Genomic DNA, 20,427 nt, shown 5'->3' with positions numbered 1-20,427 from the left:
TACAAAAAGCTGAATAAAATTAACAGAAAAGTGAAAGTGAATATTTATTCAAACAAATATTGACCTATGTCTAAACTTTCTTATCGTTTTTTATGTTTAATCAGCTTGTTATTATAATTTACTTCAGCTAATAACTATTTTTTTAATGACATTAAATTAATGGTTATTACCATTTAAACTTAAATAAGGTGCTCTCATGTATCAAAAAACAGTAACTATCACAGCTCCAAATGGCCTTCATACTCGTCCTGCTGCACAATTTGTTAAGGAAGCAAAATCATTTGCATCTGACATTTCTGTTGAAGTTGGCAGCAAGTCTGCAAGTGCTAAAAGCCTTTTCAAACTACAAACTTTAGGTTTAACTCAAGGTACATCTGTAAACATCAAAGCTGAAGGCGCAGACGAACAAAAAGCTGTTGATACTTTAGTTGAATTAATGGCAACTTTAGTTTAATTCAAAACATCTTTTATTAGATCAAATTCAGTAGTTTTTTAAGGATAGGTTATGATATCTGGCATACTTGCATCCCCTGGTATTACGTTTGCAAAAGCGTTGTTATTACAAGAAGACGAAATTTCTCTCAATACTGAGAAAGTAGACAATATTGAACACGAAATTACTCGATTTGTTGATGGCCGAGCAAAAACTTCAGCTCAACTAGAAATAGTCAAGCAAAAAGCGCTTGAAACATTTGGTGAAGAGAAAGAAGCTATCTTTGAAGGGCATATAATGCTCCTTGAAGATGAAGAGCTTGAAGAAGATATCATCGCCTATATGAAAAAAAACAAGTGCACTGCGGATTTCGCAATCAACTCGATTGTGGAAGAGAATGCACAAATGTTACAAGAATTAGATGACCCATATTTACGTGAACGTGCTGCGGATTTCCGTGATATCGGCAATCGTTTACTTAAAAATGTATTAGGCATTGAATTAGTTAATTTAAGTGATATCGCTGAAGAAGTAATTTTAGTCGCTAATGACTTAACGCCTTCTGAGACAGCACAGATTAATCTTGATAAAGTATTAGGTTTTATCACTGATATCGGTGGCCGTACTTCACACACATCAATTATGGCACGCTCATTAGAAATTCCAGCGATTGTTGGTACTAATGATATTACAAAATGTGTGAAAAATGGTGACATGATTATTCTTGATGCCTTGAATAATAAAATCATTATTAATCCAAATAAAGCACAATTGGCTGAAGCTAAATTGGTACGTGATGCCTTCTTAGAAGAAAAAGCTGAACTTGCTAAATTAAAAGACTTACCTGCTATGACTTTAGATGGTCATCAAGTAGAAGTAGGGTCAAATGTTGGTTCGGTAAAAGATACCGATGGCGCTAAACGCAATGGCGCTGAATGTGTTGGTTTATACCGCACAGAATTCTTATTCATGGACCGCGATCAACTACCTACTGAAGATGAGCAATTTGTTGCTTATAAAGATGTAGTTGAAGCAATGGAAGGCAAACCTTGTATTATCCGTACTATGGATATTGGTGGCGATAAGGACTTACCTTACTTAAATCTTCCTGCTGAATTAAACCCATTCTTAGGATGGCGTGCAATTCGAATTTGTTTCGACCGCCCTGAAATAATGAATCCGCAATTACGTGCTCTACTTCGTGCTTCTGCATTTGGTAAGATCCGTATTATGTTCCCTATGATCATTTCAGTAGAAGAAGTTCGCAAGCTAAAAGATATTTTAGAATTGTTGAAAACAGAATTACGTAATGAAAATCTTGCCTTTGATGAAGAAATTGAAATTGGCGTAATGATTGAGACACCAGCAGCAGCTGCGATTGCTCATCATTTAATTAAAGAAGTCGACTTCTTCAGTATCGGTACAAACGATTTAACACAATATACACTTGCTGTAGACCGTGGTAATGAACTAATTTCTGATTTATATAATCCACTTTCACCATCGGTGTTAACGATTATTAAGACCGTTATTGATGCTTCACATGCAGCCGGAAAATGGACGGGTATGTGTGGTGAATTAGCGGGTGACGAGCATGCAACACTATTGCTATTAGGTATGGGATTAGATGAGTTCTCTATGAGTGCTATCTCAATACCAACCGTGAAAAAAATTATTCGCAGCACTAATTTTGCTGATGCTAAAGAACTCGCTGATAAAGCCCTTTCAATGGCAACTGCTGCTGAAATTGAAGCCTTAGTTAACGATTTCAATCGAGCTAAAGGAATTAGTTAACTAATTCATTTTAAAGGTGATATAACATCACCTTTTCTTGCACTTTATCAAATATTCGGAGTTTACTAATATGGGTTTTTTTGATTCTTTAAAAAAAGCAGTAACAGGCAATACACAAACAGCTAGTACCATTAATATCATTGCACCACTTTCAGGTGAAATTGTTGCTATTGAAGATGTGCCAGATGTTGTTTTTGCCGAAAAAATTGTTGGTGACGGTATTGCAATTCGCCCAACAGGCAACAAAATGGTTGCACCTTGTGACGGTGAAATTGGTAAAATTTTTGAAACTAACCACGCATTCTCATTAGAATCAGATACAGGTATTGAGCTATTTGTTCACTTCGGTATTGATACAGTTGAGTTAAAAGGTGAAGGTTTCACTCGTATCGCTCAAGAAGGTCAAAAAGTTAAAGCCGGTGATACTATCATCGAATTTGATTTAGCTTTCTTAACTGCAAAAGCAAAATCAATTTTGACACCTGTTGTGATCTCAAATATGGATGAGATTAAAGAGCTACAAAAAATGTCTGGTACTGTTGAAGTAGCAACTGATGTAGTATTAAAAATAGTTAAATAATATTTTTAATTATTTTGATATTCTCTTATTAAGAGTCGCTTAGGCGGCTCTTTTTTTTATGCAACTCTTTAATTACTATCCATTATCAAACAACTGACCTTCTCAAATTTTGCTTAACGAGTCTTCGTAAACACCCATTGCCATTCAATATGCAAATATCATCCGCATCATAGAAGGTATATTCACAGCTATATATTTTTCTTCTCCTTGCTTACTTGTTACAATCCCCTATCTTTTTTATTCTAATACTTAAGTGCTTCTTATGAATACAATAATGTACGGTATCCCAAATTGCGATACGATTAAAAAAGCCCAAAAATGGCTTAATGAAAATAATATCTCGTTTACTTTCCATGATTATCGTAAAGATGGTTTAGATAACCAATTACTAGAACAATTTTATCAACTAGCAAGTTGGGATCAATTGCTCAATAAGCGCAGTACTAGTTACCGAGTGTTAACCGAACAACAAAAAGAATCGTTAAATGCCGAGACCATTAGTCCCTATTTTATTGAATCTCCAACATTGATTAAACGTCCATTAGTGCTCCACAATAATGTGGCTATAGTCGGCTTTAATGCTAAGAACTATCAACAATTTTTTGCTGTATAAGGAAATACAATGACTCATTCCCCAGTGGTAAGCCTGTTACAGGATTTAATCAGCCGTCGTTCAGTCACACCTGAAGATGCAGGATGCCAAGACTTATTAATCGCACGTCTTGAAAAACTTGGTTTTGTCTGTGAAACCATGGAATTTGAAGATACGTTAAATCTATGGGCGAGAAGAGGAACTGAAGCTCCTTTATTTTGTTTTGCAGGACATACTGATGTAGTACCAACAGGTCCGGAAAGTAAATGGGCAACACCTCCATTTGAACCAACTATCATCGATGGTATGTTATATGGCCGTGGTGCTGCCGACATGAAAAGTGGTATTGCCTGCTTTATGTTAGGACTTGAAGCTTTCATTGAAGAACATCAAGACCATAAAGGTTCTATTGCATTGCTTATCACCAGTGATGAAGAAGGTCCGTTTATCAACGGGACAACGCGTGTTATTGATGTATTAGAAGCAAGAAATGAAAAAATTGATTACTGCATCGTTGGCGAGCCTTCAAGCACCAATCATGTTGGCGATATAATAAAAAATGGTCGACGTGGTTCGTTAACGGCAGATATTACCTTCAAAGGTACGCAGGGGCATGTTGCTTACCCACACCTAGTTAATAATCCAATTCACCTTGCGACGCCAACCTTAACTGAATTAGTACAAACAGAATGGGATAAAGGTAATCAATACTTCCCTGCGACTAGCTTTCAAATCACTAATTTCAACTCCGGCACAGGTGCCAGCAATGTTGTACCGGGTGATGCAGTTGTGCAGTGTAACTTCCGCTACTCAACAGAGTTAACAGCGGATATGATCACAGAGAAAGTAGAAAAGATCCTTAATAAAGCAGAATTTGAGTACGAAATACACTGGACCTATAACGGACAACCTTTCATCACTGAACCAGGATCGTTAACCGATGCAGTTGCACAAGCTATTTTAGCAACCAACGGTATCACCACTGAACTATCAACCAGTGGTGGAACATCTGACGCACGCTTTATTGCGCCGACAGGAGCACAGGTTGTTGAGTTAGGACCTATTAATGCCACTATTCATAAAGTTAATGAATCAACCAATGTGCAACAACTTGATGAGCTTGTAGATATTTTTAAACTCACCTTGAAAAATTTATTAGCATGATCTCAAGGTCAATGACACCAATGCAGTTAACTGGACAGGTACAAACTCATCTTGTAGAGTTCGCACCTAACCGATTACTGCATAAACAAGTCATTGCTGATTTTTCTGCGCTCCAACAGGCGGCGAAACGTGATGGGTTTACATTACATATTGCCAGCGCGTTTCGTAGTTTTGAGCGTCAGTTACTTATTTGGAATAAAAAATATGCAGGCCTCACTCCTATTTTAGATGAACATGAAGTTGCCATACAGAGCGATAAGATCAGTGAAATAGACAAATTATACAAAATCTTACATTGGTCCGCACTACCTTCTGCCAGTCGTCACCATTGGGGTACGGATATAGATGTTTACGACCCCACTTTATTACCCGCTGAACAATCTTTACAGCTGCAAAAAAGTGAATATTTAAACGGTGGTTACTTCTCAGAGCTAACCGCATGGCTGGGTAATAATATTGAACAATTTGGTTTTTATCGGCCTTATCAGTATGACCAAGGAGGTGTTGCACAAGAGCCTTGGCATATCAGTTACTTTCCATTGGCTGATGATTTTTTATCACAACTGGATTTAGATCTTATTTCCAACACCTTAAAGCAATATTCTATTCAAGGTGAATCGCTAATTCAGCAAGAGTTGCCTACCATATATAAACAATATATTTGTAATATAAACACACGGTAAGTATCCACTAAAGGAATAATCATGTCTGAACGTCGTAAATTTTCGCGTATAAACTTCCAATGTCATTGCTCACTCATTTTTGATCAAAAGATTGCTACACATGACTTTGATGCTTCACTGGTAGATATCTCACTTAATGGTGCATTAGTGGCTGTTACTGCCCTTTCACCCGATGTAAATCAACAACAGGTTCAGGTTAGTCTGACGCTTCAAGGATCTGACGTACAACTGCTGCTAAACGGCACAGTAAGTCATCAACAAGATCAACTATTAGGTATTCACTTTACTAAAATTGAGTTAGAAACAATGTCACATTTAAAGCGATTGATTGAGCTTAATTTAGGCGATCATGATGAAATGCACAGGGAATTCGAACAGTTGATTGAAATGCATATTGCTGAGAGTTAATCTATTCTCTATCTGTAAAAGAGACGGTTAATGATTTATTCTTAATAAGTTAGTAATGATGAATGTTTAGTATGAGTAGCTAGTATGAATGTTTAGCCTAGTTGCCCATTCATACTTAACTTTTCATCGACTTGCACTTAAGAAATAAAGGCAGAGGATCAAATTGCAAAGCATAAGAGTAAGAGGGTATAAGTTCAAAGCAGTAAACTAAACACAATTAAATTGCTTAATTTACTGCTTAATCAATAAAAGTTAGTCTTTAAAGTTATTAAATTGAAAGCCCATTCCTAGGTCACACTCTTTTACCAAACGCATTGCTTGTTGCAAATCATCACGTTTTTTACCCGTAACACGAAGTTGTTCACCTTGGATAGAGACTTGAACTTTAATTTTACTGTCTTTAATTAATTTAACTAGTTTCTTTGCAGTAGGTTGGTCAACCCCTACTTTAAACTTAACCGTTTGAGACCAAAATTTACCCGATTGGTCACATTTTTCAGGATCCATAGCACGCGTGTCTACATTACGCTTAACTAAATTAGCGCGTAATATGTCGCGTAATGAATTAATTTGCATTTCCGCTTCGGCTTCTAATTTCACAACTTCTTTATTTAGCGTTATAGACGCTTTTACACCACGAAAATCGAAACGAGTACCGAGTTCGCGACTGGTATTATCGACGGCATTTTTAACTTCCACTAAATCAACTTCTGAAACGATATCAAATGAAGGCATTTTTGTTCCTTAATAAACAATTAAAATAATTAACAGTAAATTTACCAGAAAACCTCGCTAGCATCTATCTCCCTACTGGACTTTGTTAGGTATCTCTTAGGTTGATATCATCTCTTAGACTTAAAGGTACTCTCTGAATCAATTTTTAATCAACTATTGAGTTTTGTACAAGGCTGATTAGTAACGGGTATAATAAGATAAAGTAAGCATAAAATAATGACATGATAGAGGTAAGGGACAAGTATGATTCAAATTATTGGTGCAGGTGCAATTGGCTGTTTATGGCTGGCAAAATTACAACAGTCAGGCAGTGTTTGTCACCTTGTATGTAGGTCAAAAACCACCAAATCTATCTTACAGTTTACCAATTTATCTGGTCAGCAAAGTTTACTCACTATTTCTGTAAGCCAAAAGGTATTAAATACAAGCACAGAGCAAAAAAACAGTACTATTCTGGTTTGTGTCAAAGCACAGCACGTTGTCTCTGCTTTATTAGCACAGCAACAATATATAGATATAAAACAAAAACTTATTCTAATGCATAATGGCTACGGTTGTGCAGAACAAGTACGGAAACACTTCCCCGACAATCCAATCATTTGTGCGACTACAGCAAATGCAAGTTTAGTTAATGCGCCATTGGATGTTATGCACACTGGTATGGGCCCTACTTACCTAGGCGCTTTTATAGATTCAGCTGAAATGGAGGAACTGACAGAGGAAGATAAAGAATCAGCAACACAATTACATCATTTTTTAAAGCCCGTTATTGAGCCACTGCAACAGGCAATGCCAGAAGTATATTGGAGTGAAGACATTGTAAAAAAATGTTGGCTAAAGCTGGTCATCAATGCTGTTATTAACCCCCTCACGGCAATTCACCAAATACAAAATGGACAATTGCAATCACCTGAATATGCTGTCGTTATTCAACCTTTAATTTCAGAAATCTTTGCCATTGCAGAAGTAGAGCATATTGATTTTGAATTACTCGCTTTACAGCAAAATATAGATCAAGTGATCCTAGCTACAGCAAAAAACTTTTCATCAATGAATCGAGATATTTTTTATCATCGCCCCACTGAAATCGAATTTATTAATGGTTATTTAATAAAAAAGGCACAACAACATAACATTGAGGTGCCTCTTTTACTTGAGTTATACAATAAAGTTAAAGTGTTGGAGAATCACTCAGCAATTGCTGAAGGTAAGTATTAATATTCTCGTTTAACTTATCTCTTAAACGCAACTGCAATAACTCTGGTTGCTGCGCAGACACTTTAATCGGCCAACGTTTACGACTCATCACTTTACCATTTTCTGAAAAACTCAGTTCATAACTGCCACGTAGCCAGTACCACTGTTCAAGACGTGTTGGTTTAGTGACATCAATCGAGCTTGATAATTGTAAAGCGGACGTATCAACAACTTTCACACCCAATGTTGATAGTCCTGCTTGTAATAAACTGATATCTGTCTCGCTATCTTCGGCAACACTAACTTCTAAAGAAGCTAAGTTATTACGTATTAATTGTTCAATGTCTTGACTAGAAACTTCATTAGGAATGCCGCGTCCTCTAATATAGGCTAACTGTAAATCAGCCATTTTTCGAGAAACTTGCAGATCTCTCGCATTACGTAATGCGTTAACAGCTAAAATAGAATTAGGTGCGGTGTTTTGACTATACTCTATCAGCTTGAGAGCCTCTTGATCCGCTTCCATAATTGTTTCTGTCAGGTTTTGCGCGGCACTAATTTTATGTAGCACAGCTAACGCATAATATTCACCACTTTGGCTCAACCAAGTCTCTTTTATTTCAACGCCTGCAATGGCTTGATTCGTCTTCGTCGCAATATTACGTTGTAAGCTGCTCGAACTCTCCATGGTGACCCCTAAAGCGCTTTCATTTTTGATTGCCTCGGTCAATGTATGTGTTTCAGCTTTAACATTAACGGAAAATATTTCAACTAAATTAGCAACCGCATTTTTACCTGCAAGTGTTCTACTCGATGCCTGTCCCACAGCCGTTAAATAGACATTACTAGGATAAGTTGTTTGGGCATGGTCAATCCAATCCGGTCGTTGCTTTTTATCTTGTTCAATATCACTCGATGATGAACAAGCAGAAATTAACAATATTGATAATAAAATAGGTAACGAGAAGGTTATTTTGTTCATAAAAACTCCATAAAATTTAATCGGTAAAAACGTATGAATAAAAATTTGATTCTATTCTACGAGCTGCAATGTATTCTTTATTATGTATTTTAATCATTGCTCATAATGGAACACTTTATCGGATAATCCTGTACTTAAAATGACATGCTGATTTGGAGCAGCTAATTCCACTACACTATCCCCTTGATGATTGGTTGATACAACAATATTATCAGCATCTGTTTCTAGATAACTAAACTGTATGGTTGCAGGTAACATATTCCAACTTCTCAAATCCGCTACCTCACTAAATATCGTCGCTAAGTTTGCTAATAGCCCCAAGATTGGATCTTTATCCTGTGCTTCCTTAACCAATTGATATTTAGAAATAGCACGCGTCGTGGTTAACAATAAAATGGAGGGATATTCTTTATCTAAATCTTCTCGTACTAGCTTATCTACATTTTCTACTACTTCACTGTTGATTTGCTGCTTATCATCATTAATTTGGTTGTGCTGAGTTCTGCGCTGAATACTTGCGTAAGTTGGCATTGAAACTCTGACAATTTGCTTCCCATTAAAACTAGGAACCGCGAGACTTTGTTGCACCTTATTTGAAACTACCCCGTCAAAATAAAGACCGAAGACTTGGTGCTTTTTCTGCTTTATTTGTTTTTGTTTACTCAGTGCTGGATATTGTTGACTGTAATATTGGTATTGAGTGTCATTGCCCATTTTATCACTCATGCGCAATAGGCCTAATTTCAATCCTTTAGGTAAGCTTATGTTACGTTCCTTGAGTATTTTTTCTGCTAATTGGTAACTAATAAATGCATTAGAACGTTCATCCAACAACTCATAGATAATTGCAGACAACAAATGAGTACTGGCTAATTGACCATTCAATTGATCATTTTCAGCCAGCTTTTTCATTGCTACATCTGCTTGTAACATTTCAACACGTGCATCATCGATGCTGTTGTTAAATAAGTAACCCAATGCCAACATGTTATGCACCATTACACGATCAGTAGGATAACCGCTGTAACGCCTGAACGTTTCATTAACAGTGCCCGCAGCAACATTCTCCGAAATAGAGGTTGCTTGCAATGAAAGCATTTCATTTTTTGCTTTTAATAAAGAATCGATTGATAGTTCAAACTCACCGGAAAGTAGCTGTAAATAACCTAGATTCAAATAGTACTGAGCAAAATCTGATTGATCAGGCTCTGTCTCACTAAGTATCGAGAGGATCTTTTCTGGGGGTTCTTGTTGAAGTTGGTTAGCCAGTTTAATATTGTTATGTTGAGCTGCGCAGCCCGATAATAAGCATAAAAGAACAAACATTATTTTGTGCATAAAGAGACCACTTTCAAATTAAATAAGCGCTAAGCAGAGCTTAATTAGATATACCCGCTATATTCAAACTATAAAATGAGCAAGATTCAAACTCTGAAATGAACAAAGCTAAATATGCACAGTTCCTAGCTAAAAAGTTGAATATGTAACGGGTATATGAATGTCGATTGAATATGCTTAACCGCGTAGTTTGCTGTTTTTAATCAGCTTTTTGATTTTCTTCTCACCAATCCACACTTTACGATTATCTTTAATGCTGATCAACTCTAGATTAACTTGATAGAAACGAACTTGAGTACTGCCATCAACATCGATAATCGTATTGATTTGACCTTGCATCATAAAGTCAGCACCATATTCTTGGCCCATTTCTTTACGTGTTGCTTCAGAAGCATTTAAGTCTTGATCCGCTCGTTCATCACGAATTTCTTGACGATTAGCAGAACTTGCTACAAATTGTACTTCACCTGAATTGATTAACTCACGCTCCATGTTCGCAATAAACGTATTAGTGTTGATATGCTCATGACTTAAGTTTTTTACACGCCCGACGATCACCGCAGGATCTTTACCTTCACTCTTAACAAATTTAGAAATCCAAGCGCGGGATAAAGAGTCTTCGATCATTTCACGTGCAACTAACTGTGAATCAGTATCATTCCATGCACCACTTAAATCAATTTGTTGTTGTGCATCTAAGCGCTCAACCGATGTTGAACAAGCTGATAAAATCAAACTTGCCATTATTGCTAACCAAAAACTAGATTGTTTTTTCATCGTAAATTCCACCTAAAAAGAATGATTGAAGATAACTGTAAATATTTGTTAACCATGACATAAAAAATTATCTATTTACAGTAATGTAATTAGATTATCTATCTGTAACAGTATAATGAGCTGCTTTGGCTTCTATGCTCCCCATTAAAAGCGAGTACAAAAAGCTAAGAGTAAGCTAATCTATTTAGCTCACCAATTTTCCCAGAGCTTTGCCACCTAACAAGTGTAAGTGAATATGGTACACTTCCTGTCCACCATCAGCATTACAATTCATAATTAAACGATAACCCGATTCAGCAATACCCTCTTGCTTCGCCAATTGTTTTGCAACGGTATACATTTTACCAATAAGAAACTCATCTTCTATTTCGATATCATTTGCAGTTGCGATCAATTTATTAGGAATTATCAAAATATGTATAGGAGCCTGTGGAGAAATATCGCGAAACGCAGTCACATATTGATCTTGATATAACGTATCAGACGGAATATCTTTATCGATAATTTTTCTAAATATAGTTTCTTCGGCCATCTTAAATCCTTAAAGCGAGTATTGAATTAATTTCTTAACGACAGTTAAATGTTTGCCGTACCATACAATTAAACAGGTAAACGATTACAACTCGGCAATCGCACCTTTACCGATCCCTTCATAGGCATAAACAATGACATTGTTTTGCCCTTCTTCTTGTTTGATAGTTTCGCATATAAAGCGGGCTAACTCTTCAACCGTTGTGTCATTATTGAGTACTTCACAGCGACTTGCTGGCATCAACAACTCAAAATACCCCTGTGCAGAATGATAAGCAGAACAATGCATTGGCACCGTTGACTCTGAAGGCGTAAAAGATAGTAACGTAGAGTCTAATAAATCTTCGTCGCTTGCTAAATAAATATCAGACCAACGTTGGGCCCATTTTTTAACCCATAGTTCACTATATTGACCATTAATATAAATATCAATTTTTGAACGATGCCCATGGGCAATACGTTGGCAATTACCATCGTGCTTTTTTAATCCATGCGTATAATGATAATAAGGTGTTGAAATTACTTCTGAACGTAACGTAATGGATAATCCGGTTATATTTTTAGGTAACTTAACTAATAATACTTGCTCTAAATATGCCTCTAATAACGGAATGGTTATGCTTTCAGCATCTAACAAGCAATAAGCTTGGTGCGGGCTTTTTAGCTGAATAACACTATGATCTTCAAGTATATAATCTACTTGAGTGCGATCAGCTTGAATCGATACAGAACAATAATCAGCAGACTGTGGCACCAGTAACTTATGATCTACTTCCGCGTCAATAATTGCTTTGATTTGTTTTTTAACTAGTGAAAAATCTAATAACATAGATTGTTCGTTTAATTGTCCATCTAGAACGACGTCTACTTGATAGCTTTCGCCAACAAAACCACGTCTGTGATCTAGATAGGTAGAATCGATGACCGTTAAATCTCGTACAAATAATTTCATGCTTTAATCACTTTTTTAAATTAACAGTCAACCTTAAAAAGGCGCTTTGCCATCGTCAGATGTTTGTGCAGACTCAGTTTTACTATCAGTCTCGATTAACGCATCGCGTTTAAGTTGTTCACGAAGATTTGGTGGAATACCTTGGATAGTCAATGTATCTGAAGCTTCATCATAGCTGATTGAAGTACCTAAATGTTTTTGGTCGAAGCTGATGTTCATACCGCCGCCTTGGCCAGTGTACTTGGTTAGCTTTCTCATTAATGTTCGGTCAGCAGGAAAGTTCTCTTCTAGTTGATAATCCTCAGTGACAAAATCATAAAAACTACCTTCAAGGCTAGAAGCGCTTTTAAACTCTTCGGATAAACTCGATAGGTCAATATCTTCGCCTTCTTTTAATTGCTCTTTACAATAATTTGAAGTGACTTCACGTACTGTTTGTTTTTGTTCTGTAGGTAAAGCTTGTTTTTCACAAAACTCATCGACCGCTTTTAACAAACCTTGGTTTTGTGCTTTTGCATCAAATCCTTCTTTTGCGCCCATAAAGTCTAAAAAGAAATCGGATACTTTTCTACCCACTCGTCCTTTAATAAATGATATGTAACGATTAGCTTCTGGATCGCGAGCTAATAAAGTGAGGTCAATTCTGGCCACAAGTTGAATTTTACTCGTTTCAATATGCTGACTAACTTGTAGTTCTAAGTTTTCGTTGACGCTAATCGATTGGTTATTTTGTAATAACGCCACCAATAAATAGTCACTAGTTGTCCAACTATACTTAGTAATCAACAACACACCCTCTTCTGCAAAGTCATGCTCTTTTAATTCATTAACCAAACACGTTGCTGCTTGTTGTGAAAAGCTAACAAAGTCTAATTCACCCGATAACTCTTCTTTCAAGGCGCGATGAAATACTTGTGGCTTGTCAGCTTCAGCAGCGAAATAAGCAAATGCTTTATTAGATTTACTTTGATAACCACGATGTAAGTCCATCACCAGTTGCTCAATAGAAGGGGAAATAGGTAATTCACCTTCGCGCATTTTACAATTTAAAACCCCTTCGCTATTGTAACTAAGCGAATGTAAAATGATGTTAGTAGCAGAAACGTTCATAGATAGAGAGACCTTATTGAAGCAAGTGAACTTAATTGGTAAATTATACACACCACGGCGGATCTTAAAACAGCAAATCGAAGCTTATTGTGCGAATCTAGGTTCGGATTCACTTTCATAATTAACAGACAGATACGCTAAAGAGGATATTATGTTTGGTTAATTATCCGATCAACTTTAAAATTCCAGTCTTTAAGTGATTGGTATAATAATATGAGTGCGGTATCATATCGCAATTATTATCCCTTAATTAGAAGTTTATTATGCCAATTCAATCGAAATACTCTAGCCAAAAAATCGAAACTATTCTTGACCAGGTAATGGAGGTTTTACACGACAATGATGTGTCCGTTGATTTGAGTCTAATGATTCTCGGAAATAGCATTACACATGTTATTAATAGCCAAGTACCAACATCTCAACGTAAAGCCATTAGCGACAAATTTGTAAAAGCATTAAGTGCTTCTATTAATTTGAAAGATAAATAATAACAATGGTAGAAACGGGTCATAAATTCCACGATAACGTAGCCAAGCAAGTAGCTTGGGCTCACTGGTTTACATTTTTCAATATTGTTGCCATCTCTTTAATTAGCCTGCGTTATATCGCCTATTCAGGGTTAGCTGATTCAAGCTTAGGCATTTTTTATCAATTCTTAAGCTTAGTTGGCCATTTCAGTTTCCTTGGGGCGATGGTCTTCGGCATTCTGTTATTTCCGTTAGCTTTTTTAATTTCCCATAATTTGACCTATCGAATAATTTCTATTGTGATCGCAACCACTGCGATCACTTTTTTGATTATTGACACCCAAATTTTTCGGCTTTATGATTTCCATCTAAATCCACTTATTTGGCAATTTTTACAAAAACCGGAACAAGTTGAAGCGATTTATTCAATCAACCTTCACTATATTTCAATACCAATCACATTCTCATTGGAACTGCTTTTTTCCTTTTTATTATGGAAAAAAGTACGAAAAATTCAGTCTAAACACATCGGCAAGCCTATCGCCCTGTTTTTATTCGCGGCTTTTGTGCTCACACATCTTGTTTTTATTTGGGCTGATGCCACGCAATACCGACCAATCACCCATCAAAAGTCACTTTATCCGTTATCCTACCCGATGACTGCACGCACTTTTTTGACTAAACAGGGTTGGTTAAATGAAGACAAATTACAAAAAAATAGTCTGGGTCAAGCAGGAACCAATCAACAACAACTTAATTATCCACTCACGCCGTTAAGCTATGCACAAAAACCAACAATAAATGCCAACAATAACGTGTTGATCATTAATGTAGAGTCTTTGCGTGCTGACATGTTAAACCTTAATAACATGCCTAATTTAGAAGCTTTAAGCGAGCAAGGAATGAATTTTAAAAATCATTTCAGTGGTGCTAATAATAGCCGACAAGGTGTATTCAGTTTGTTTTATGGGCTACCCAATAGTTATTGGAATGCTGTAACTGAAAACCATATCGCTCCTATTTTCATGAATGAAGTGGTGGCGCAACAACGCCCTATTGGACTATTTTCAAGTATTGGATTTGTGCACCCTGAGTTTTTGCAAAGCAGTTTTAGTCAATTGAAAACAACACCTGATGTCTATTACTCAAAAGCAGAAAATAACATTCAAGTAGTTCAGCAATGGGTAAAATGGGCCGCAACTCAACAGGCAGATAAACCTTGGTTTAGCTATGTGTACTTAGAGCAAAAAAATGACCATTTATTTTCTCAAGCTACGCATAGAACAATTCCCGAACAAAGTGAAAACTTGTCTCTATATCAGTCTCAGGTTGCGACCATCGATAACCAGATACAACGTTTAATAGAAACTTTAAAAGAACAAAAACAATACCAAAATACTATTATTGTTATCACTGGGACTCACGGACAATCATTTAAAGGTCAAAATACAAATGATGAGTTAATTAATGGTTCACATGTACCATTAGTCATTATTTGGCCTGATAAAACACCTAAAAACATTTATAGAATGACAAGCCATGTGGATATTATACCGACGTTAATGCAAGATATTTTTGCAGTGAAAAATCCTGCAAATTCTTACAGTAGTGGCCAACATTTATTAGATAACAATGTACGGCAGTATGTATTATCTGGCGATATAGATAATTATATTATTTATGAAACAGATAAAATCACGCAATTCTCAGGAAATGGCGATATTGATAGTATTGACTGGCAAGGTGAAGGTGTTGGTAAAGCGGGTAATGAAAATGAATTTGATATTACTTTATTAATTGATGTGTTATCAAAATTACGTCGCTTCAATTAAAATTAATGTACTTAGTACATCTTAGAAACTCAGTTACTGTTGATAGTTTGTGAGACAAGGTTAGATTAAAACTAAATCGCTAACAGTTAATTAATGCTTAAAAGATCCGAATAGCATCGAATAACCTTTAAACCGCCTCTCCAATAAATAACGCCCAACATAAAAAGCCAATACAGTGTATTGGCTTTTTTTTATCCAGTTCATACAAGCTCAATTTTTGATAAACTAACTAGTACCAATCTAAGTAATTATCTAGTCATTTATTTATCCAGATTGGTATAACTTGTATTGCGCTTTTTCTGATCAACTGCCTTGTTTATAGTTTAGAACACACTTTTAAATGTTAGGTGTTGAAGATTTAATACTGAATATTTAGCACGTTTATTCTGCTTCACTGAAGGTCATCGCCGTTGCATCAAATAAAGGACTTAATTGATTATCCCCCTGCCACTTGAAACAATGCGAAGCAACATCACTGCGCTTTTTTATACGTTGTTGTTTTTTAGTGCCAAGCATAATAAAAGCAACGGGTTCTTGTTGTAAAGTCAATCCAAACAGTCGATGCACGGCAGGTAACTCTGCCGCATCAGTACTATACCAAATGGCTGCTACTTCTTCTTGCTCTGCAGCTAAGAGAATATTTTGACAAGCGGCGGCGGCGGCTAATACTTGGTCACGTCTTGACACTGCATGTGGCTCAACAATATCAGCAGAAACGAGCACCACCATCGGCGCGTCTTTCAAATAACTCGTTAAACGGCGAATACGTGCAGGTTCTATATGCTCAGCATGTTCAAGCCATGCTTGACACATCAATTCACACATTTCCCCCACTTGTTCAGTATCAACCACCACTAAATGCCAAGGTTTAATATTGCCATGGTCAGGTGCACTCATTACCGATTGGAAAATTCGCTTTAACTTAATGTGATCCGGAGCGGGATGTTCCATTTCATGGACATGGCACGAACTGCGCTGATAAATAAGATCTAATACTGACATCCTTACTTCCTTCTATAACCTAATAAAATTAAACAAATAAAATATAAACCACCGATGATTGACACCAATATGCCGCTGGCTATTTCAAAAGGAGCAATCAAGGTTCTGCCTAAACCGTCAGCTAATAATAATAACCATGCACCCACTAGCGCACTACCTAACAGCAATACCCAATGACGCGTTTGTCCGAGCAAACGTAAAATATGTGGCGATAACAATCCAACAAAAGCGATCGCACCTACCGCAGCCACCGCAGCAGCGGTTAATAACACCACCAGCAATATGATAAATAGACGTAACTTCATTAACGGCTGCCCAAGTCGCGCCCCCCAATCTTCTCCAAGAGTAAAAAGGTCAAGATGTCGCGATAACATTAATAAAGCGAAACAGCAGGGTAAGGTGACCGCCAGTAATAACCAGCCAATTTGCGCATCAGCACCATAGGTTGTACCCGTTAGCCATAATACAGTGACGGAAGCCGCACCAGCACCAAAGGTCAGGACCATCGAAGCAATAGTGCCGCACCAAGCTGAAATAGCGATTCCTAGTAAAGCGAGTTGCGATACCCGTAATTGATATCGCATTGCAATAAACAAAATACAGACAACAATAGCCGCCCCCACTAAAGCCCAGAAAAACAGGTCAACTCTAGAAGCGTCAGGCCAAATTTGTAAGGCTCCGATAATAAATAAAACGGATGCAGAGGTTGCACCAGAGATGTCTGGGCTTGCCATCGGATTTCTAAACAGGGCTTGTAACGCACACCCTGCCATACCAAGTCCCATACCAGCCATCACTGCAACAGCCATTCGCCATGCATTAAATTGGAAACCTAATGCATCAGGCCAAAATACCATTGCCGTGACCACCAGAAAACAAGCCGACAGCACAAGGGCTATCGACTTTGGTAATTTAATTAATGCCGCTAAACCAAAACCACTTTCTTGCATCGCCATCGCTCCTTTTTTACGACTTAATAAATACAAGAAAAAAGGAATACCCAGCAATACGGTTAAAACGCCGGTAGGTAAGCGAAAACCAGACACTGGTAATGATCGAGAAAAGAGTTCTGCGATGACAACGAGTAATGCGCCAAACAGACTGGCACAAATCAACTGTTGGCGTGTTTTGTTAAACCCCAACATGCGAGCAATATGAGGCGCCATCAGCCCAACAAAGCCTAAAACACCAACCATTGCAGTCACTAAAGAAGCTTGTAACACGGCGATAAACAATAAAATGGCGCGCCAACGACGTACAGATAAACCCACCACATTAGCCGTATCATCACCTAAACTGAGCATATCAAGCTGACGATGGCACAATATAGGTAACGCTAATAACAATAACGCGGGTAATAAAATAGTGAACACTAATTGGTCATCACTTTGTCCAATATTGCCACTGCCCCATAAAAACAAACCATCCATACGCTGCTCTGCATAGATCATAATCGCAGAAGACAACGCGCCAACGGCCAAACTCATCGCCATACCAATCAAAATAAGCTGTAATTTACCGCCACCAATTACCTGTGATAACAATAAAATCAACATTGCAATCACTAATGCAAAGACAAAAGCTGCAATCCACACTTGCCAAATAGTAGGTTCATCAATCACTAAATTGATCACCATCGCACCCAACAACGCCCCTGCGCTAATGCCAATAGTGGAAGGTGAAGCAAAAGCATTACCTAACGAGGTTTGTACTACTACACCTGATTGCGCAAGTAATGCGCCACATAACACCGCCATTAATAATGTTGGTAGCAATAATTGATAAAAGTAAGTGATTTGATACGTGTTTGTTAATACTGTTTGTTGATAGCTAACCCAAACAAAAACAACAACCATTAAACTAACCAACACAAGCAATGATTTTTTTAAAAGATCTTGCTCTAATCTTAAGAAATTAGTGATCATGTTGTTGCTCCAATAGCGCTTTAGTAAAAGCACGTGCCATACGAATAACAGACACAGGCCCCCCAAAACTCCACAATGACGGCACCGTATAAATATCTTTATTCTTCACAAAGTCATGTTCAGCCCACAGTGGTGAAAGCATCATTCGTTCACCAACACCTGCTCGTTCTTGAACTAAAATCAAAGCCGTATCTTGCAATAATTTAATTTGTTCTAATTGTAAATGTGTAAAATCCTTGCCCGGTAACGTCATATCCCATTGATAATTAAGTCCTAGATGGCTAGCGATAGAAGCCGCTAAACTTCGTTGTGAGAAAACACGTAAACCATAACCCATGCCAACAAATTTTCCGTACGCTATTTTCTTATTGTGTAATCCCGCCTTAATGATCAGCAAACGTAGACGCGTTAACTCCGTATCCATTTCAGCTAACTGTTGTTTAGCTAAGGTTTGTTTACCCACTCGCTCTGCTAATAGCAGGTAGTTTTCTCGCATTTGTTGCATATATCGATAATTGGGCTGATTGAAGCGGGCAAATTGTTGCAATAACAAGGTCGGGGCAATCATCTTTAACTCATTAATTAAACGAGCATGACGAAAGGGATAGCCAATAATAAGGTCCGGCTGCTGTTGTAAGATCACTGGCAAACTAGGAAAAGCGCGATTACCGACTTCTCTAACACTATCTGGAATAGCGGGATGATTAGATTGCCAAGTCCGATAACCATTTTTTGACGTCATTGCGACGGGTTTTATGCCCAAAGACAACAACATTTCAGCAGCTGTCCAATTTAATGCAACAACACGTGGCTGTTCAACTAAGATGAAAGGAAGTGACAGTGCTAAGGCCGCGTCATCTGAAATATCAATGGAAGCTTCAAGCTGGTTAATACTTTGTTTATTAATGCTTAGTTCATTGACACTTTCTCTATCTATGAGGCTTTTATTTCCAATGTTCTTGTTAATGACTTCATTATTAATAACCTCCTTATTAATGGTGCTTTTATTAATAGCAGCTTGATCCATTTGGCTATACGCTAAGTTTGGCAATACGCCTAGTATACAAACAGTGGCTAACATAAAACGTGATAACATTAGCCTTGCCTCGCAGGGTCAGAGTCTACCGCTGTGATTAATTCAGGTTTCGCTGATGTTCTTGGCCATAATAATGTTTGCCCTTCCACTTCTACACGTGCAACAGAAGTATTATAAACTTCAGAAATACGTTCAGCAGTGAACACAACGTCAACATCACCTGCAGCCACTACCTTGCCTTTTTCTAACATAATAGCTTGATGGCTAAATGTTTGAGCATGGTTAAGATCGTGTAATACCCAAATGATAGTTTTTCCATATTGTTCGTTTAAGCGTTTCACAATATGTAACAACTCAACTTGATGGCCAATATCCAACCATGAAGTCGGTTCATCCAATAAAACGATATCAGTATCTTGTGCTAATACCATTGCCAACCAACACCGCTGCGCTTCTCCACCAGACAATGTTTCAATGGCGAGGTTTGCAAATTCAAGCACTCCAGCTTCTTGCATCGCCCAATGCATTTTTTGTTTATCTTTTTTGGTTAATGGCGCAAACCAACGGCGATGAGGGTGACGACCAAATTCAACGAGATCAGCCACCGTCAATCCCACTGGAGTGGCATGTCGCTGTGGTAGCATCGCTAATCTGATCGCTAAATCTGCACGGGAGTATTGCGCGACTCCCTTTCCAGATAACGTAATATCACCAGCACTGCTCGTTTCTAAGCCAGCAATGAGTTTTAACAAGGTACTTTTACCCGACCCATTAGGGCCAACTAAAGCGGTTACTTTGCCATGTTGAAATTCGCAGGAAATATCATTTAAAATTATCTTGCCACCTAAATGGCAAGATAAATTATTCACAGTTAATAGAGCAGTCAACG

21 protein-coding genes are annotated in these 20,427 nt (G+C 37.4%); 10 read left to right on the top strand and 11 right to left on the bottom strand.

What is annotated here, in order from left to right; genetic code table 11:
- Positions 1 to 196: 196 nt before the first annotated feature.
- The 7 genes from MT391_RS12795 to MT391_RS12765 all read left to right on the top strand — a co-directional run bounded on the left by MT391_RS12795 (position 197) and on the right by MT391_RS12765 (position 5,654).
- Positions 197 to 454, top strand: coding sequence for an HPr family phosphocarrier protein (locus MT391_RS12795; protein ID WP_113818788.1), 258 nt, complete (start codon positions 197 to 199; stop codon positions 452 to 454).
- Between the two features lie 51 nt (positions 455 to 505).
- Positions 506 to 2,227, top strand: coding sequence for a phosphoenolpyruvate-protein phosphotransferase PtsI (ptsI, locus tag MT391_RS12790; protein ID WP_166372477.1), 1,722 nt, complete (start codon positions 506 to 508; stop codon positions 2,225 to 2,227).
- 70 nt (positions 2,228 to 2,297) lie between these two features.
- The gene (gene crr, locus MT391_RS12785) at positions 2,298 to 2,807 is read left to right on the top strand and encodes a PTS glucose transporter subunit IIA (protein WP_028867124.1); all 510 of its coding nucleotides are present in this window, start codon (positions 2,298 to 2,300) and stop codon (positions 2,805 to 2,807) included.
- 262 nt (positions 2,808 to 3,069) lie between these two features.
- Positions 3,070 to 3,420: an ArsC family reductase gene (locus tag MT391_RS12780; protein ID WP_299664857.1), complete on the top strand. Its 351-nt coding sequence runs from the start codon at positions 3,070 to 3,072 to the stop codon at positions 3,418 to 3,420.
- Positions 3,421 to 3,429: 9 nt separating this feature from the next.
- Positions 3,430 to 4,563 (top strand): succinyl-diaminopimelate desuccinylase, encoded by a 1,134-nt coding sequence (gene dapE / locus MT391_RS12775; protein ID WP_166372475.1) that lies wholly within the window; start codon positions 3,430 to 3,432, stop codon positions 4,561 to 4,563.
- A 20-nt stretch (positions 4,564 to 4,583) separates the two neighbouring features.
- Positions 4,584 to 5,246 (top strand): M15 family metallopeptidase, encoded by a 663-nt coding sequence (locus tag MT391_RS12770; protein ID WP_499498374.1) that lies wholly within the window; start codon positions 4,584 to 4,586, stop codon positions 5,244 to 5,246.
- A gap of 21 nt (positions 5,247 to 5,267) precedes the next feature.
- The gene (locus MT391_RS12765; RefSeq protein ID WP_299664868.1) at positions 5,268 to 5,654 is read left to right on the top strand and encodes a PilZ domain-containing protein; all 387 of its coding nucleotides are present in this window, start codon (positions 5,268 to 5,270) and stop codon (positions 5,652 to 5,654) included.
- A gap of 252 nt (positions 5,655 to 5,906) precedes the next feature.
- Here MT391_RS12765 and MT391_RS12760 read toward each other — a convergent pair whose 3' ends face one another.
- Entirely contained in the window at positions 5,907 to 6,389 is a 483-nt protein-coding gene (locus tag MT391_RS12760; protein ID WP_499498373.1) for a YajQ family cyclic di-GMP-binding protein, read from the bottom strand.
- A gap of 243 nt (positions 6,390 to 6,632) precedes the next feature.
- Here MT391_RS12760 and MT391_RS12755 point away from each other — a divergent pair, with 243 nt between their 5' ends.
- Positions 6,633 to 7,607, top strand: coding sequence for a ketopantoate reductase family protein (locus MT391_RS12755; protein ID WP_499498371.1), 975 nt, complete (start codon positions 6,633 to 6,635; stop codon positions 7,605 to 7,607).
- Here MT391_RS12755 and MT391_RS12750 read toward each other — a convergent pair.
- The 6 genes from MT391_RS12750 to yejK all read right to left on the bottom strand — a co-directional run bounded on the left by MT391_RS12750 (position 7,561) and on the right by yejK (position 13,276).
- Positions 7,561 to 8,568 (bottom strand): LPP20 family lipoprotein, encoded by a 1,008-nt coding sequence (locus MT391_RS12750; protein ID WP_499498369.1) that lies wholly within the window; start codon positions 8,566 to 8,568, stop codon positions 7,561 to 7,563. The genes MT391_RS12755 and MT391_RS12750 overlap by 47 nt on opposite strands.
- A 93-nt stretch (positions 8,569 to 8,661) precedes the next feature.
- Positions 8,662 to 9,906 (bottom strand): COG3014 family protein, encoded by a 1,245-nt coding sequence (locus tag MT391_RS12745; protein WP_166372469.1) that lies wholly within the window; start codon positions 9,904 to 9,906, stop codon positions 8,662 to 8,664.
- A 177-nt stretch (positions 9,907 to 10,083) separates the two neighbouring features.
- Positions 10,084 to 10,683 carry a penicillin-binding protein activator LpoB gene (locus MT391_RS12740; protein ID WP_299664881.1) on the bottom strand — a complete coding sequence of 200 codons (600 nt, stop codon included), beginning with the start codon at positions 10,681 to 10,683 and terminating at the stop codon, positions 10,084 to 10,086.
- A 184-nt stretch (positions 10,684 to 10,867) separates the two neighbouring features.
- The gene (locus MT391_RS12735) at positions 10,868 to 11,215 is read right to left on the bottom strand and encodes an HIT domain-containing protein (protein WP_166372467.1); all 348 of its coding nucleotides are present in this window, start codon (positions 11,213 to 11,215) and stop codon (positions 10,868 to 10,870) included.
- 84 nt (positions 11,216 to 11,299) lie between these two features.
- The gene (locus MT391_RS12730) at positions 11,300 to 12,166 is read right to left on the bottom strand and encodes a 6-carboxytetrahydropterin synthase (protein WP_166372466.1); all 867 of its coding nucleotides are present in this window, start codon (positions 12,164 to 12,166) and stop codon (positions 11,300 to 11,302) included.
- A 33-nt stretch (positions 12,167 to 12,199) separates the two neighbouring features.
- The gene (yejK, locus tag MT391_RS12725; protein WP_299664890.1) at positions 12,200 to 13,276 is read right to left on the bottom strand and encodes a nucleoid-associated protein YejK; all 1,077 of its coding nucleotides are present in this window, start codon (positions 13,274 to 13,276) and stop codon (positions 12,200 to 12,202) included.
- A 263-nt stretch (positions 13,277 to 13,539) separates the two neighbouring features.
- Between yejK and MT391_RS12720 the strand changes: the two genes are divergently transcribed.
- Positions 13,540 to 13,764 carry a YejL family protein gene (locus MT391_RS12720; protein WP_028867137.1) on the top strand — a complete coding sequence of 75 codons (225 nt, stop codon included), beginning with the start codon at positions 13,540 to 13,542 and terminating at the stop codon, positions 13,762 to 13,764.
- Positions 13,765 to 13,769: 5 nt separating this feature from the next.
- Positions 13,770 to 15,575: a DUF3413 domain-containing protein gene (locus tag MT391_RS12715; RefSeq protein ID WP_499441926.1), complete on the top strand. Its 1,806-nt coding sequence runs from the start codon at positions 13,770 to 13,772 to the stop codon at positions 15,573 to 15,575.
- Between the two features lie 381 nt (positions 15,576 to 15,956).
- Here the strand turns inward: MT391_RS12715 and MT391_RS12710 are convergent, their stop codons facing one another.
- From MT391_RS12710 to MT391_RS12695, 4 genes are read right to left on the bottom strand one after another with little or no spacing between them, the layout of a single operon-like run.
- Positions 15,957 to 16,577 (bottom strand): nitroreductase family protein, encoded by a 621-nt coding sequence (locus tag MT391_RS12710; RefSeq protein WP_051368855.1) that lies wholly within the window; start codon positions 16,575 to 16,577, stop codon positions 15,957 to 15,959.
- 2 nt (positions 16,578 to 16,579) lie between these two features.
- A complete protein-coding gene (locus MT391_RS12705) occupies positions 16,580 to 18,502 on the bottom strand; it encodes an iron ABC transporter permease (RefSeq protein WP_499498367.1) in 1,923 nt (640 codons plus the stop codon).
- Positions 18,492 to 19,598 (bottom strand): iron-siderophore ABC transporter substrate-binding protein, encoded by a 1,107-nt coding sequence (locus MT391_RS12700; protein ID WP_499498365.1) that lies wholly within the window; start codon positions 19,596 to 19,598, stop codon positions 18,492 to 18,494. The genes MT391_RS12705 and MT391_RS12700 overlap by 11 nt, the downstream gene beginning before the upstream one ends.
- Entirely contained in the window at positions 19,598 to 20,425 is an 828-nt protein-coding gene (locus MT391_RS12695; protein WP_499498363.1) for an ABC transporter ATP-binding protein, read from the bottom strand. The genes MT391_RS12700 and MT391_RS12695 overlap by 1 nt, the downstream gene beginning before the upstream one ends.
- Positions 20,426 to 20,427: the final 2 nt, after the last annotated feature.

It is taken from the genome of Vibrio sp. 1-Bac 57, assembly GCF_037546855.1.
Lineage (GTDB): Bacteria > Pseudomonadota > Gammaproteobacteria > Enterobacterales > Psychromonadaceae > Psychromonas.
The sequence above is the reverse complement of the archived record's forward strand: the minus strand, read 5'-3'. Positions and strand labels throughout refer to the sequence as shown.

What these genes read in the sequence shown, in the direction of transcription:
- MT391_RS12795 (WP_113818788.1), top strand. Translation starts at nt 197, where the DNA reads ATGTATCAAAAAACAGTAACTATCACAGCTCCAAATGGCCTTCATACT.
- ptsI (WP_166372477.1), top strand. Translation starts at nt 506, where the DNA reads ATGATATCTGGCATACTTGCATCCCCTGGTATTACGTTTGCAAAAGCG.
- crr (WP_028867124.1), top strand. Translation starts at nt 2,298, where the DNA reads ATGGGTTTTTTTGATTCTTTAAAAAAAGCAGTAACAGGCAATACACAA.
- MT391_RS12780 (WP_299664857.1), top strand. Translation starts at nt 3,070, where the DNA reads ATGAATACAATAATGTACGGTATCCCAAATTGCGATACGATTAAAAAA.
- dapE (WP_166372475.1), top strand. Translation starts at nt 3,430, where the DNA reads ATGACTCATTCCCCAGTGGTAAGCCTGTTACAGGATTTAATCAGCCGT.
- MT391_RS12770 (WP_499498374.1), top strand. Translation starts at nt 4,584, where the DNA reads ATGCAGTTAACTGGACAGGTACAAACTCATCTTGTAGAGTTCGCACCT.
- MT391_RS12765 (WP_299664868.1), top strand. Translation starts at nt 5,268, where the DNA reads ATGTCTGAACGTCGTAAATTTTCGCGTATAAACTTCCAATGTCATTGC.
- MT391_RS12760 (WP_499498373.1), bottom strand. Translation starts at nt 6,389, where the DNA reads ATGCCTTCATTTGATATCGTTTCAGAAGTTGATTTAGTGGAAGTTAAA.
- MT391_RS12755 (WP_499498371.1), top strand. Translation starts at nt 6,633, where the DNA reads ATGATTCAAATTATTGGTGCAGGTGCAATTGGCTGTTTATGGCTGGCA.
- MT391_RS12750 (WP_499498369.1), bottom strand. Translation starts at nt 8,568, where the DNA reads ATGAACAAAATAACCTTCTCGTTACCTATTTTATTATCAATATTGTTA.
- MT391_RS12745 (WP_166372469.1), bottom strand. Translation starts at nt 9,906, where the DNA reads ATGCACAAAATAATGTTTGTTCTTTTATGCTTATTATCGGGCTGCGCA.
- MT391_RS12740 (WP_299664881.1), bottom strand. Translation starts at nt 10,683, where the DNA reads ATGAAAAAACAATCTAGTTTTTGGTTAGCAATAATGGCAAGTTTGATT.
- MT391_RS12735 (WP_166372467.1), bottom strand. Translation starts at nt 11,215, where the DNA reads ATGGCCGAAGAAACTATATTTAGAAAAATTATCGATAAAGATATTCCG.
- MT391_RS12730 (WP_166372466.1), bottom strand. Translation starts at nt 12,166, where the DNA reads ATGAAATTATTTGTACGAGATTTAACGGTCATCGATTCTACCTATCTA.
- yejK (WP_299664890.1), bottom strand. Translation starts at nt 13,276, where the DNA reads ATGAACGTTTCTGCTACTAACATCATTTTACATTCGCTTAGTTACAAT.
- MT391_RS12720 (WP_028867137.1), top strand. Translation starts at nt 13,540, where the DNA reads ATGCCAATTCAATCGAAATACTCTAGCCAAAAAATCGAAACTATTCTT.
- MT391_RS12715 (WP_499441926.1), top strand. Translation starts at nt 13,770, where the DNA reads ATGGTAGAAACGGGTCATAAATTCCACGATAACGTAGCCAAGCAAGTA.
- MT391_RS12710 (WP_051368855.1), bottom strand. Translation starts at nt 16,577, where the DNA reads ATGTCAGTATTAGATCTTATTTATCAGCGCAGTTCGTGCCATGTCCAT.
- MT391_RS12705 (WP_499498367.1), bottom strand. Translation starts at nt 18,502, where the DNA reads ATGATCACTAATTTCTTAAGATTAGAGCAAGATCTTTTAAAAAAATCA.
- MT391_RS12700 (WP_499498365.1), bottom strand. Translation starts at nt 19,598, where the DNA reads ATGTTATCACGTTTTATGTTAGCCACTGTTTGTATACTAGGCGTATTG.